Consider the following 12,255-nt stretch of genomic DNA (forward strand, 5'->3'; position numbering starts at 1 on the left):
AGATGGCGCGGGCAAAGCAGCGGTGGCTCCCGGCTTTCCTGATTCCCCTTGCGCTCCTGGCGGCCGTCCTTGTGGGTTCCGTCCAAGCCGGTGCGTCGCCCTCCCTTCCGCCGAAATCGGCTGAGGAAATCATTGCCATGGCGGTCAAAACGGACGTCCGGGCACTCTCGGGCAAGGTTTCGCAGGTTGCCAACCTCGGGCTGCCGCAACTCCCTGGCCCCGGACCATCGGCGGAACCCGGTGCCGCTTCGCTCCTCGGTTTGCTGGCTGGTACGCACGAGGCGCGTGTCTATGTCGATGCGCCGTCCAAAGTACGTCTCCAGATACTCGACGCCTTGGCCGAGCGGGATGTAGTGGTGAACGGAGCCGATGCATGGTTCTACAACTCGGCGGACAACAGCGCCGTCCACACCACACTTCCGGCACGCAGCGGATCCGGCGGCACGGATGGACCAGCTGACACGCAGGGCCCGACGTCGCAGGCCGTCAGTCCGGAATCCCTCGCCAAGCGGATGCTTACGGCCATTGACGACAGTACGGAAGCCACGCCGGGTGAACCGGCCACGGTGGCAGGGCGCAGCGCCTACACCTTGCTCTTGAAACCCCGCAGCGCCGGTACCCTGGTGGACTCGGCTTCCATTAACGTGGATGCGGAAACCGGCCTTCCGCTTGCAATCACCGTCCGGGCCAAAGGACAGTCCGAACCCGCTTTCTCGCTGTCCTATACGGAGCTCCAACTGGGGGCACCGGAGGCGTCCCTCTTCACCTTCGTGCCGCCGGCAGGGGCCAAGGTAACGGAGCAGTCCCTGCCGTCAAGTAACTCCAAGCCCGCCGGCAGCCCGCCACCATCCAAGCACGCCATAAAAACCAGCGGCATCGGCTGGGATTCCGTGGTGTCGCTCCCGGCCAGGGCTTTGCCGACCGCGGTATTTGCGAATCCGCAGATCTCCCAGACACTCCAGCCGGTCAAGGGTGGACGGGCCCTGACAACGGCGCTGGTCAACATCCTGGTTCTCGACGACGGCCGCGTCTTCGCGGGCATGGTTCCTTTGGACCGACTTGAGTCAGCCGCCGCCGCCGACTGACCCCCTCGAAGGGGCCGGTCCAATCGGAGGCAGCACCGGCCTGGCGATCGAGACGAGGGGACTATCGAAGCGCTTCGGACATCGCCTGGCCGTGGACGGCATCGACTTGGCCGTTCCCGACGGCTCGGTGTTTGGTTTCCTCGGGCCGAACGGCTCCGGGAAGACCACCACCATACGGATGCTGCTCGGCCTGGCTGCTGCCGATAAGGGCGAGATCAAAGTCCTGGGCAAGCAGATGCCCGCCAACCTCGCCACCGTGCTCCCCGACGTTGGTGCGCTGGTGGAGGGTCCGGGCTTCTATCCCTTCCTTTCCGGATCCGCCAACCTGATGCGCCTGGATGCGGCAGACAGGCACGCTTCTTCCGCGACCCGGCGACGGCGGGTCGCGGAAGCGCTTGAACAGGTGGGGCTCAGTCATGCGGCGGGAAAGAAGGTACGCGCCTACTCCCTGGGGATGAAGCAGCGCCTTGGCCTGGCCAACGCGCTGCTCAGGCCGCGTGAACTGCTGGTCCTTGACGAGCCAACCAACGGACTCGATCCCCAAGGCACACGGGAAGTCCGCGGCCTGGTCCGGTCCCTTGCAGCGCGAGGCACCACCGTGTTCGTCTCAAGCCACCTGCTGGCCGAAGTGGAACAAATGTGCACCCACATCGGGGTCATGAGCGCCGGCAGGCTTGTGGCGCAGGGGCCGCTGCAGGAACTGCGGAGCGGCGGCCAGGCCCAGGTACTGGTGAAAACGCCCGACGCCGACGCCGCGGCCCGCGTCCTGGCTCACCTTGGAATGGTCTCGGATCCGGCGCCCGGAGGTGTGGTCGGGACACGGCTTGACGGCCTGGAACCCGAGGCGGTGGTTGCCGCCCTCGTAGCGGGGGGCGTGCGCGTCCGCGGCTTCGCAGTGGAAAATGCCAGCCTCGAGGACCGATATGTTTCGCTGACCGGAGAGGGGTTCGACGTTGCCGGATGAGACTGCCGGGCCCGGCGTCCGAACCGCGGGTTGGGCCCTCCTTGGTTCGGAACTTTCTGTGCTGTTCCGCAGGGTGCGGACCTGGGCAATGCTGCTTGCATTGGCCGCCGTACCAGTGCTGATCGCCGTCGCAGTCAGGCTTTCAGCGCGGCAAGTGCCGCCCGGACGGGGGCCGCTGTTCCTCGACCGGGTGAGCCAGAACGGTCTTTTCGTTGCAGTGACAGCCATGGTGGTCTGCGTTCCACTGTTCTTGCCCCTGACGGTTGGCGTGACGGCAGGAGACACCATCGCCGGGGAAGCCGGCCTGGGAACACTGCGATACCTCCTGCTGGCGCCTGCGGGCCGGGTCCGGCTGCTCCTGGTGAAGTACGCCGGGGCCGTCGCGTTCTGTTGTGCCGCAACGCTGGCCGTAGCTGCGGCAGGTGCGATTGCCGGCGTCGTCCTTTTCCCGGTCGGTCCCGTGACGCTGCTCTCCGGTGACACCATCAGCGTGGGCGAGTCCGCGGCGCGGGCGCTGCTCATTGCTGCCTACATCACGGTTTCATTGCTTGGCTTATCCGCCATAGGGCTCCTCATTTCAACCTTCACCGACGTGCCCGTCGGAGCCATGGCGGCAACAATCGTCCTTGCCGTCGTTTCCCAGGTCCTGGACAACCTGCCACAACTGGAGTGGCTGCATCCGTGGCTGTTCAGCCACCACTGGCTGGGATTCGCCGACCTCTTGCGGCAGCCCGTCTCCTGGGACTCCTTCGGCGATAATGCCTTGCTGCAGGGAGGCTATCTCCTGGCCTGCGGAGCCTTGGCATATGCCAGGTTCTCCAACAAGGACGTCTTGTCCTGACGCCGCATGCCAGGGGCGTTACGGGCCGGGTGTGACGTAGGCTCTTCCCATGGCCAGATTCTTTGACGTCCACCCCGTAGACCCCCAGCCCCGAGCCATCGGCCAAGTGGTGAACATGGTGCAGAACGGCGGACTGATCGCCTACCCCACCGACTCCTGCTATGCACTGGGTGCGCAAATTGGCAACAGGGAGGCACTGGACCGGATACGGACCATCCGCCACCTTGACGACAAGCACCATTTCACCCTGGTCTGCAAGGACTTCGCGCAGATGGGCCAGTTCGTCATGCTGGACAACGATGTGTTCCGCAGCATCAAAGCCGTGACCCCAGGCAGCTATACGTTCATCCTGCCGGCCACCCGTGAAGTTCCCAAACGACTGCTTCATCCCAAGAAGAAGACGGTGGGGGTCCGCATCCCTGACCACAAGGTGGTCCAGGCGATCCTGGCTGAGCTGGGCGAGCCACTTCTCTCCAGCACCCTGCTCCTGCCGGACCAGGAGGAACCGTTGACGCAGGGTTGGGAGATCAAGGAACGCCTCGACAACGAGGTGGACGGCGTGATCGATTCGGGTGACACGGGCTCGGAACCAACCACCGTCATCGACTTCTCCAGCGGCGTAGCCGAAGTGGTCCGGCGGGGCACCGGCGATCCTTCCAGGTTCGAATAGGACCTTAGCCCGACTGTTCTTCGGGCTTGCGTGCCCGGCTCGGCTGCACTCGCATGGGCTCACCCGGCATCTTGGGGAATTCGGGCGGGAAGGGCATTTCACCCTGCCCGTTCTCAACGTCCTTCTCCCACCACTGAAGGAGGACGTCGATATCGCCGGGCTTCCGGTGCATTGCAGCCCACGGGTCCCCCATTTCCTGCAGGCGTTGGGGGACGGTCTTGATGGTGTACCTGGCCGGGTCCGCATTCTCCAGTTCATCCCAGGTCAGCGGACAGGAAACCTGGGCCTGCGGAACGGCCCGCGGACTGTACGCCCCTGCGATGGTCCGGTCCCGGTTGGCCTGGTTGAAGTCCACGAAGATCCGGGTGCCGCGTTCTTCTTTCCACCACGCAGTGGTGACCTTGTCCGGCATCCGCCGTTCCAGTTCCCGGCCGGCGGCGATCACGGCATGGCGCACATCCAGGAACTCGTGCTGGGGATGGATTGGCGCGTAGACATGCAGGCCACGGTTTCCGGACGTCTTGATGAAGGCTGTCAGTCCTGCTTCGTCCAAGACTTTCCGGAGCTCCTGCGCTGCGGGGATCGCATCCGCGAAGTCCGTTCCCGGCTGCGGGTCAAGGTCGATGCGAAGTTGGTCCGGGTTATCCGGATCATCGGCCCGCGAGGCCCAGGGGTGGAAAACAACCGTGTTCATTTGGGCAGCCCACACAGCTGCGGCAGGCTCATCGATCACCAGTTGGGGATGCGATCGGGCACTGGGGTATGTCACCATGACCGACCGGATGTAGTCCGGCGCGCCTTTTGGCGGGTTCTTCGAGAAGAACATATCGCCCTCGATATTGCCCGAGTAGCGCTGGAGGCTGACAGGACGGTTTCCGTTGGCTGCGACAAAGGCCTCGCCAACGGCAGCGAGGTAGTTGGCAAGGTCCAGTTTGGTCAGCCCTGCTTCGGGCCAGAGCACGCGGCTTGGGCTTGAGATCCGCACTTCGCGGGGACCTTCAGGGCCGGGCACGGTAAGGGTCGTTGATTCGCTCGCCATGGCCACAAGCTACCGCGTCGGCACGGCGCACGTCTGCAGGCAGGCGGCATTTCAGGAAATTTCTCCCCCACCGCCTGGCCGGCACACGTCCCCCGGCCGGGTTGCAGCATGATTGATACATGCCCGCCGTTGAAACTCCCCTGACCTTCGCTGTCAACGACTCTGTTGTATCCGGCCTCCACATCCGGCCCGGTAACCCGGTTGCCACCCTTGTGCTGGCCCATGGCGCGGGAGCCGGAATGGAGCACCCCTTCCTCCAAGGCTTCGCGCAAGCCCTGGCCGCCGAGGAGGTGGCGACACTGCGCTTCAACTTCCCTTACCGCGAGGCCGGACGGCGGTTCCCGGACCGGCCGCCGGCGGCCATCGCCACCTGGCGCGCGGCCATGGACAAGGCGGCTGAGCTCTCCGATGGCGAACCCCTCTGGGCGGCAGGAAAGTCCTTTGGCGGCCGCATGGCCTCCATGGCGGTGGCCGAGGGCATGCCCGCAACCGGTCTTGTTTTTCTTGGCTATCCGCTGCACGCGCCCGGCAAGCCGGAGAAGCTGCGCGACGAACACCTCTATGGCGTCACTGTTCCGATGCTCTTCCTGCAGGGCACCCGCGACACGTTCGCCACCCCGGAGCTCCTGGAATCCGTCGTCTCCCGCATAGGTCCGACGGCGACACTCCAGTGGAAGGAAGGCGGAGACCACTCGTTCGCGGTCAAAGGCCTGAAGCGCGGCGCGGCCGAGGTAGGGGCCTCACTCGCCCCCGAGGTGGCCCGCTTCCTGAAGGAGCTCAGCTAGTTCCTCCCGGGCACGGGCTCATGCCGCAGGTACGTCCGCTTGAACCGCCCCGTACCCGCCGTCAATGCTCGCAGTTCAATGGCGTAGCGCAAGAGCTCCTGGTCGGGAACCTCCGCGCTGATTTCCGCTCCTTGCCCAGGGGCAGCGTCGGTGCCCGTGACGCGTCCCCTTCGGCCGGAGAGATCACTCATGACCGTCCCCACATACTCATCCGGGACACTGACGGTCACGCTCGATACCGGCTCCAGGAGCTGGATCTTTGCGGCGGCGGCCGCCTCACGGAGGGCCAGGGCGCCGGCGGACTGGAAGGCGGCGTCGGAAGAATCGACGCTGTGGGTTTTGCCGCCCACCAAGGTGACCTTGATGTCTACCACCGGGAACCCCTCGGCGACACCCTTGAGCATCTGGGCCCGCACGCCCTTTTCCACGGACGCCACAAACGTTGCCGGAATGACTCCGCCAACAATCCTGTCCACGAACTGGAAACCCTCACCGCGCGGGAGTGGCTCCACCTCGATGTCGCAGATGGCGAACTGGCCATGTCCGCCGGATTGCTTGACGTGCCGACCGTGCCCGGAAGCCTTCGACGCGAACGTCTCCCGCAACGGTGTGATGACGTCGACTGTCTGCAGCTTGACGCCCTGACCTCGTAACCGGTCCAGGACCACCTCCGCATGTGCCTCCCCCATGCACCAAAGGATGAGCTGATGGGTGTCCTGGTTCCGTTCAACCCTCAGCGTGGGATCTGCCGCGGCTATCTTTCCGATGCTCTTGGCCAGGGCGTCCTCGTCGCTGCGTGAAGCGCCCTCCACGGCAACCGGCATCAGCGGCTCGGGGATATTCCACGTCTCGAGCAGGAGCGGTTGGTCCCGGTCCGAAACGGTGTCGCCTGTTTCCGCTGCCACGAGCTTGCTGATGGCGCAAATATCGCCGGCTATGCAGAAGGGAACCGCCTTCAAGCTGGACCCGACAGGCGAATACAAGTGCGTTACGCGTTCGTCGCTGTCGTGGTCTTCATGGCCCCGGTCGGCCAGGCCCCTGCCGCCTATATGGATAGGAGAATCTTCCCGCAGGGTCCCGGAAAAGACCCTGACCAGGCACACCCTGCCCAGGAAGGGATCAACCGTGGTCCGGACCACCTCCCCGGCGAGTGGCCCGTCCGGGTGGGAACCAAGTGGCTTCAGTGCCGATCCGTCCAATTTCATCGCCAGCGGTGCCGGGCGCTCCAACGGGGACGGCATGGCATCTGTGAGCAGTGACATCAGTTCGACCAGGCCTTGCCCGGTCTCTGCCGAGACCGGCATGACCGGATGGAAACTTCCGCGGGCCACGGCCGTCTCCAGGTCCGCGATGAGGTCCGCCAACGGCAGTTCCTCGCCTCCGAGGTAGCGGTCCATGAGCGTCTCGTCTTCGCTTTCTGCGATGATGCCCTCGATCAGCGGACCCCTCGCTTCCTCCAAGTCGGCTTCGATGCCGGCATCCACCGGCGGGCCCTGCAGCACGCCGACAACCTGGTCCCCGGCCGGGAGGTACAACGGCAGTACTTGCTCCCCGAACGCTTCCTGGCAACGCCCGACGGCGGCACGGAAGTCCGCCCGCGGATGGTCCAGCTTGGTGACAACCACCGCTCGGGGCAACCGGATCCGTGCACATTCCTCCCAGAGGGCGACCGTTGCGCCGTCGATCCCCTCGATGGCCGAGACAACAAAAAGGGCCGCATCCGCGGCCCTCAGTCCGGCGCGCAACTCGCCGGTGAAATCGCTGTAACCCGGGGTGTCGATGAGGTTGACCTTGACATCACCCACCAGGATCGGCGCAACGGACAGCGTCACGGAACGTTGCTGGTGGATCGCGGAGGGGTCGGAGTCGCTGACGGTGTTTCCGTCGGTGATGGTTCCCATCCGGCTGATGGCCCCGGTTGCCGCAAGCAGGGCTTCGACCAGGAGCGACTTTCCCGCTCCCGAGTGTCCCGCGAGCGCCACGTTACGGATCTTGGCAGGATCATTGGGCGTAAGGGCTACGCCGGTATCGGTGCGGCGGGGTTCGGCATTCCCTGACCCGGCCGCCTTGGCCGCTTCACGAGTGCCCTTCGCGGACATGGGCACCTCCTGGTGTCGTATCCAAGCATGAGGTCCGAACACGGGCCCGGTTCGAACGTGTACAAGGATTGGACACCCTGAGGGGACCGCAGGGCAAGGGCCCCGTTGTGCTTATGCGAGCAACCCCCAGAGCAGCCATCCGGAGGTCGCGGCGCAACCGGCGGTGACCAGCGTGAACAGCGACATCCAGACGAAACCCGGCACGCCGGTGGAACGGCCCAGGATCCAGGCGTCCGAAGACTGGATCCGTTCCCGCCTCCTTGTGTGGACGCCCGCGAGCTTGAGTAGATCCCGGACTGCACCTACCGAGAGTGCGACTCCAATGGCCAGTACGGCGTAGTCGACGATTTCCGGCGTTGCGAAAAGGATGAGCAGCTGGGCGATGGCTGCGCTGACCACCGCAACGAGGATTCCTGTGGCGTTGCGAAGGAAGACGAGGGAGATGAGCAGGATCAGGGCACCGATGGACATGGCGGCTCCGGACCGTCCTGCGGAGAAGGCCGCTATCAGGGCGAGCCCGACGACGGCCGGTGCCGGATAACCCCAAAAACCGGACCAAGCGGCACCGAAGGCGCTGCGGCCGCTGCTGACAAGGCGGCCGCTGTGGTCCAGTCCAATGCGGAGACTGTGGACAAAACGTCCTGTCATCAGCGCGGCGTAGGCGTGCCCCAGTTCATGGACGAAGGTCACGTAGAGGCCGAACCAGCGCCAGGTCAGGCGGGGAATGCTGAGCAAGGTGGCCCCGGCAAGAATAGCCAGGAGTACATGCAGGGGCACGGCCGTGGTGTGGACGTCCGTGAAGCCACGGACGACTGCCGCCCACCAGGCCTGGGGCAGGGCTATGGGATCAATATCGGTTTGGGTCACCGTCGAATGGTACGCAACGAGTCCGGGAGTCAGGAGACCGACTGCTGGAGGCGGGACCTGAGGCCCGCTACGAGGATTTCCAGGCCAAAATCGAAAGCTGCGTTGCCGCGCTGGGCGGCCGGCCCGGAATGGGTCAAAGCCTGGGTTAGGGCCGGGTACCCTTCCGTCGGCGGCGCCCACACGACCTCGGGTGCCGCGAGGTCCAAGGCGAACCCCAAGGCGAAGCTGTCAATGGTGGAGATGGCTGAGACGACATCCTGTCCGTGGAAACCGGCGTCCTCCAGGGCGATTGCGAGGTTTTCGTACAGGGCCAGGACCTGGGGATCCTGCACCGTTTGCAGCACCATCAGCGGGGCCAGGCGCGGGTGCCGGGCGAAGGCGTCGCGGTAGCTGCGCACGATCTCGCGCAGGGTGTCGTCCCAACCCTGACCTTCGTGAAGTTTGTACGGCGCCTGGGCAATGATCCTGCCACGCATCAGTTCCAGGATCTCCTCCCGGCCGCTGACGTGGTTGTAGATCGAGGACTGGCTCACACCGATTCGCTTGGCGAGCTTGGGGAGGCTGAAATCTCCGGCTTCGTCCACCAGGTCCAACGCAGCCGTCACCAGGGCGTCAATGGAGATCAGTGGAACGGAAGGGCGGGGCATGTTTCTCCAATCAGATGTCTTGTTACGACTCTAGCGAGAAGTTGTACCGAGGGTATTGTGCGACGAATCACAACACCCTACGATAAAACGAAAGGCTTTCGCTAAAGCCTTCTTTCTCCCCGATCTCCCCGCATCAGAGCCAAGAGGACCCCCATGTCTGACACTGAAACCCGCCCCCCGGCAGCGGATGCTGCCAACGGGCTGAAACGGAATGCCATCGGCACGGGCGGCATCGCCTTCCTGGTCATTTCTGCCGCCGCTCCCCTGACCGTCATGGCCGGAGTGGCCCCCGTAGCCATTGGCGTAGCGGGCATCGGCGCCCCCATGGGTTACGTCATCGCAGGTGCAGTCCTGCTGGTTTTCGCGGTGGCCTTCATGGCGATGACCAAACACGTCAAAGCCGCTGGCGGCTTTTACACCTACATCACGCTGGCCATGGGCAAGACGGTGGGGCTTGCCTCGGCCATTCTCGCCATCGTCTCCTACAACTGCCTCCAAATCGGCGTCTACGGGCTGTTCGCAGTCCAAACGCAGGCGATGCTCCACACATTGTTTGGCCTGGACGTTCCCTGGCCCGCGGTGGCCCTGGTGGCGATAGCGGCCGTGTGGTTCCTCGGCTACCGCGGCATCGACGTCGGTGCCAAGGTGCTCGGCGTCCTGCTGATCGCAGAGACGGCGATCCTTGCCATCATGGGCGCAGGCATCCTCGCCTCCGGCGGGGCACACGGAATCAGTGCGGCCTCCTTCTCCCCCGAGCACGCCTTCACGCCCGGCGTGCTGGCCATCCTGGCGATCTGTTTCGCGGCATTCATGGGCTTCGAGTCGACGGTCCTGTACCGAAGGGAAGCGCGGAACCCGGACAGGTCCGTCCCGCGTGCAACATACATCGCCGTGGGTTTCATGTCCGTCTTCTACGCCTTTATCGTGTGGACCGTCGTGCAGGCCTACGGTGACGGAGATGTGGTCGCGGCGGCCGGCGAGCTGGCAGACGGAATGTTCTTCGCCACCATCAACCAGTACGTGGGGCCTTGGGCCGAAGTGGTCATGTATGTGCTGATCGTGACCAGTGTCTACGCCTCGCAGCTCGCCTTCCATAACGCCATCAACCGCTACGTCTACATGCTCGCCAAGGACGGGGTGCTCCCGGCATTCCTCGGCAAAACGCATCCCAAGTACAAATCCCCGCACCGCGCGGGGCAGTTGCAAACCATCCTCGCCGCCGTCGTTATCGTCATCTGCGCGGTCGTGGGCGCCGACCCTTACAAGCAACTGCTGATCTGGGTCAATACCCCGGGCATCTTCGGCATCGTTGCCCTGCAGGGCCTGGTCTCGGTCGCGGCCTTCATTTACCTTTGCCGGAACCCGGAAGCGGCCACCAACCGGCTGCTCGTCCCCCTCAGCGTTGCCTCGGCGATCCTGCTCTTCGGAGTGGTGGCGCTGATCGCCATCAACATCGAACTCCTGACGTTCGCCGACGCTTTGACCAACACCATCCTGCTGCTGGTGGCTCCCCTTGTATTCCTTGCAGGGCTGCTGATCGCCTGCCGCCTGCGTACCCGCCGACCCCAAGTATTCGACCGTATTGGAAGCTTTGAAACCCATGACTCCTGAGCTGATTGTCCTCGCCAACACCGTCCACACCCTCGATGAGCGTCCAAGCGGTTCCGGACCTGTGGAGGCCGTCGCCGTCAACGGCGGGGTGATCACCGCCGTCGGAAGCCGGCAGGACGCACAAACCTGGCAGGGAGACGGAACCCAAGTGGTGGACTTCGGCGCCGCTTCCCTCACGCCAGGCCTGGTTGATTGCCACATCCACCCCGTCTTTGGGCTCGATCTGACGGTTGGTTGCGACCTCTCCGGTGCCGAGTGCCTGGATGAGGTGCGGTCGCTGCTTGCGCGGGAGGCTGCTGCCGCCGGGAGCGCCAACGACGACGGATGGTTGCGTGCATGGGGCCTGAACCCGAACGCGTTCGGATCGGTACCGCTGCACCGTGCGGTGATCGACGAAATCTCACCGGACCGCCCTGCACTGATCCGGTTGTTCGACGGTCACTCGGCCTTGGCCAACACCAAGGCACTGGAGATCGCCGGAATCCGCGGCCCCCGGGAATTCGACCAGACGGCCGAGGTGGTGTGCGGGGAAGACGGCAGGCCCACGGGCATGCTCCTCGAAGCCGCAGCCATGGAACTCGTACAAAAGCACATCCCGCAGGAGTCCTTCGAAAACCGTAAGTCCAGGCTCGGGGAACTCCTGCGCGACTTCGCGCGCTCAGGACTCACGGGCGGACACGTCATGGACCACAGCGATGAGACATCAGCGTTGCTTCACGCCCTCGAAGCCGACGGCGACCTGCCGCTCCGGCTGCGGACGGCGCCGTGGTGCATGCCCGGGACGACGGAAGACGATTGGGCGGCCTTGGCGCGGAGCGTCGGATCAGGTGGCCGACGCTGGGCAATCGAGGCCATCAAGCTGTTCGTTGACGGGACGATCGACAATGGCACGGCCTGGCTCTACGAGCCTGACCTGTATGGCGAATCCACTGCGCCTTTCTGGCCACGTCCCGAAGAGTATGCCGCGGCGGTCCACTATTTTGCCTCCCGGGGAATTCCCACGGCCACCCATGCCATCGGGGATGCCGGGGTGGAACACGTATTGAATGCCTTCAGTACGCTTCCGCCGGCCGCCAAAGCTGCCCGCGCGCATACAGTGCACCGCATTGAACATATCGAGACCGTCCCGGACGAGTTGGTGGAGGGGTTCAAGAAAGCCGGGGTGGTGGCCAGCATGCAGCCAACACACTGCACGCACTACTCCCGGGCGGACCACAGCGACAACTGGTCCACCCGGCTGGGAAGGGAACGCGCTGACCAGGCCTGGCGGTGCCGTGACCTCCGGGAAGCGGGAATCACCCTGGGCATCGGCTCCGACTGGCCGATTGCACCCTACGAGCCGCTGCCCATCCTGGCGGACGCCCAGCTGCGGCGCCGTGCGGGGCACCCGGAGCAGGAGCCGATTGCACCCGGCCAGGCTTTGACGGCACTGCAGGCCTTGGAGGGTTACACCTCACATGCGGCGAAGGCCGCCGGGCTGTGGGACGTTTCCGGCTCGATCACCGTAGGCAAACGGGCAGACTTCACGATCTTCGAACTGGACCCGCTGACGGCTTCCCCCGATACGCTCGCAGCCGGCACCGTGCTTGGAACAGTGGTGGACGGCCAAGTGCAGTTCATGCTGGACCGGCTCCGCTGAGCCGGCTG

At 64.8% G+C, this 12,255-nt stretch carries 11 protein-coding genes; 7 read left to right on the forward strand and 4 right to left on the reverse strand.

Translation table 11 applies throughout. The features are described from left to right. Window positions 1–2 precede the first annotated feature (2 nt). Genes ACIPY2_RS04845 through ACIPY2_RS04860 form a run of 4 tightly spaced genes read left to right on the forward strand, consistent with a single transcriptional unit; the run spans window position 3 to window position 3,560 of the window. Window positions 3–1,085 carry an outer membrane lipoprotein carrier protein LolA gene (locus ACIPY2_RS04845; RefSeq protein ID WP_400265244.1) on the forward strand — a complete coding sequence of 361 codons (1,083 nt, stop codon included), beginning with the start codon at window positions 3–5 and terminating at the stop codon, window positions 1,083–1,085. Beyond that, on the forward strand, window positions 1,060–2,049 hold the full coding sequence (locus tag ACIPY2_RS04850) for an ABC transporter ATP-binding protein (protein ID WP_400265245.1): 990 nt from the start codon (window positions 1,060–1,062) through the stop codon (window positions 2,047–2,049). The genes ACIPY2_RS04845 and ACIPY2_RS04850 overlap by 26 nt, the downstream gene beginning before the upstream one ends. Continuing rightward, on the forward strand, window positions 2,039–2,890 hold the full coding sequence (locus ACIPY2_RS04855) for an ABC transporter permease (protein ID WP_400265246.1): 852 nt from the start codon (window positions 2,039–2,041) through the stop codon (window positions 2,888–2,890). Before ACIPY2_RS04850 ends, ACIPY2_RS04855 begins: the two co-directional genes overlap by 11 nt. A gap of 49 nt (window positions 2,891–2,939) precedes the next feature. Further along, complete coding sequence (locus ACIPY2_RS04860) at window positions 2,940–3,560, forward strand: L-threonylcarbamoyladenylate synthase (RefSeq protein ID WP_400265247.1); 621 nt, start codon at window positions 2,940–2,942, stop codon at window positions 3,558–3,560. Between the two features lie 4 nt (window positions 3,561–3,564). On the opposite strand, the gene ligD is transcribed toward ACIPY2_RS04860, so the two are convergent. Further along, window positions 3,565–4,599 carry a non-homologous end-joining DNA ligase gene (gene ligD / locus ACIPY2_RS04865; RefSeq protein ID WP_400265248.1) on the reverse strand — a complete coding sequence of 345 codons (1,035 nt, stop codon included), beginning with the start codon at window positions 4,597–4,599 and terminating at the stop codon, window positions 3,565–3,567. A 119-nt stretch (window positions 4,600–4,718) separates the two neighbouring features. Here ligD and ACIPY2_RS04870 point away from each other — a divergent pair, with 119 nt between their 5' ends. Continuing rightward, the gene (locus ACIPY2_RS04870; RefSeq protein ID WP_400265249.1) at window positions 4,719–5,384 is read left to right on the forward strand and encodes an alpha/beta family hydrolase; all 666 of its coding nucleotides are present in this window, start codon (window positions 4,719–4,721) and stop codon (window positions 5,382–5,384) included. Here ACIPY2_RS04870 and ACIPY2_RS04875 read toward each other — a convergent pair. The 3 genes from ACIPY2_RS04875 to ACIPY2_RS04885 all read right to left on the reverse strand — a co-directional run bounded on the left by ACIPY2_RS04875 (window position 5,381) and on the right by ACIPY2_RS04885 (window position 8,997). Further along, window positions 5,381–7,483, reverse strand: a complete 2,103-nt coding sequence (locus ACIPY2_RS04875) for an elongation factor G-like protein EF-G2 (protein ID WP_400265250.1) — start codon at window positions 7,481–7,483, stop codon at window positions 5,381–5,383. The genes ACIPY2_RS04870 and ACIPY2_RS04875 overlap by 4 nt on opposite strands. A gap of 111 nt (window positions 7,484–7,594) precedes the next feature. Further along, window positions 7,595–8,350 carry a M50 family metallopeptidase gene (locus ACIPY2_RS04880; RefSeq protein ID WP_400265251.1) on the reverse strand — a complete coding sequence of 252 codons (756 nt, stop codon included), beginning with the start codon at window positions 8,348–8,350 and terminating at the stop codon, window positions 7,595–7,597. A 29-nt stretch (window positions 8,351–8,379) separates the two neighbouring features. Beyond that, window positions 8,380–8,997, reverse strand: coding sequence for a TetR/AcrR family transcriptional regulator C-terminal domain-containing protein (locus tag ACIPY2_RS04885; protein WP_400265252.1), 618 nt, complete (start codon window positions 8,995–8,997; stop codon window positions 8,380–8,382). Window positions 8,998–9,150: 153 nt separating this feature from the next. Here ACIPY2_RS04885 and ACIPY2_RS04890 point away from each other — a divergent pair, with 153 nt between their 5' ends. Next, window positions 9,151–10,608 (forward strand): APC family permease, encoded by a 1,458-nt coding sequence (locus ACIPY2_RS04890; RefSeq protein WP_400265253.1) that lies wholly within the window; start codon window positions 9,151–9,153, stop codon window positions 10,606–10,608. Next, window positions 10,598–12,247, forward strand: coding sequence for an amidohydrolase (locus ACIPY2_RS04895; protein WP_400265254.1), 1,650 nt, complete (start codon window positions 10,598–10,600; stop codon window positions 12,245–12,247). Before ACIPY2_RS04890 ends, ACIPY2_RS04895 begins: the two co-directional genes overlap by 11 nt. Window positions 12,248–12,255: the final 8 nt, after the last annotated feature.

Source organism: Paenarthrobacter sp. NPDC089675, assembly GCF_044749185.1.
In the GTDB taxonomy this organism is placed as follows: Bacteria; Actinomycetota; Actinomycetes; order Actinomycetales; family Micrococcaceae; genus Arthrobacter.

Coding starts and splice junctions, on each gene's coding strand:
- ACIPY2_RS04895 (WP_400265254.1), top strand. CDS start 10,598: ATGACTCCTGAGCTGATTGTCCTCGCCAACACCGTCCACACCCTCGAT.
- ligD (WP_400265248.1), bottom strand. CDS start 4,599: ATGGCGAGCGAATCAACGACCCTTACCGTGCCCGGCCCTGAAGGTCCC.
- ACIPY2_RS04860 (WP_400265247.1), top strand. CDS start 2,940: ATGGCCAGATTCTTTGACGTCCACCCCGTAGACCCCCAGCCCCGAGCC.
- ACIPY2_RS04890 (WP_400265253.1), top strand. CDS start 9,151: ATGTCTGACACTGAAACCCGCCCCCCGGCAGCGGATGCTGCCAACGGG.
- ACIPY2_RS04875 (WP_400265250.1), bottom strand. CDS start 7,483: ATGTCCGCGAAGGGCACTCGTGAAGCGGCCAAGGCGGCCGGGTCAGGG.
- ACIPY2_RS04845 (WP_400265244.1), top strand. CDS start 3: ATGGCGCGGGCAAAGCAGCGGTGGCTCCCGGCTTTCCTGATTCCCCTT.
- ACIPY2_RS04870 (WP_400265249.1), top strand. CDS start 4,719: ATGCCCGCCGTTGAAACTCCCCTGACCTTCGCTGTCAACGACTCTGTT.
- ACIPY2_RS04885 (WP_400265252.1), bottom strand. CDS start 8,997: ATGCCCCGCCCTTCCGTTCCACTGATCTCCATTGACGCCCTGGTGACG.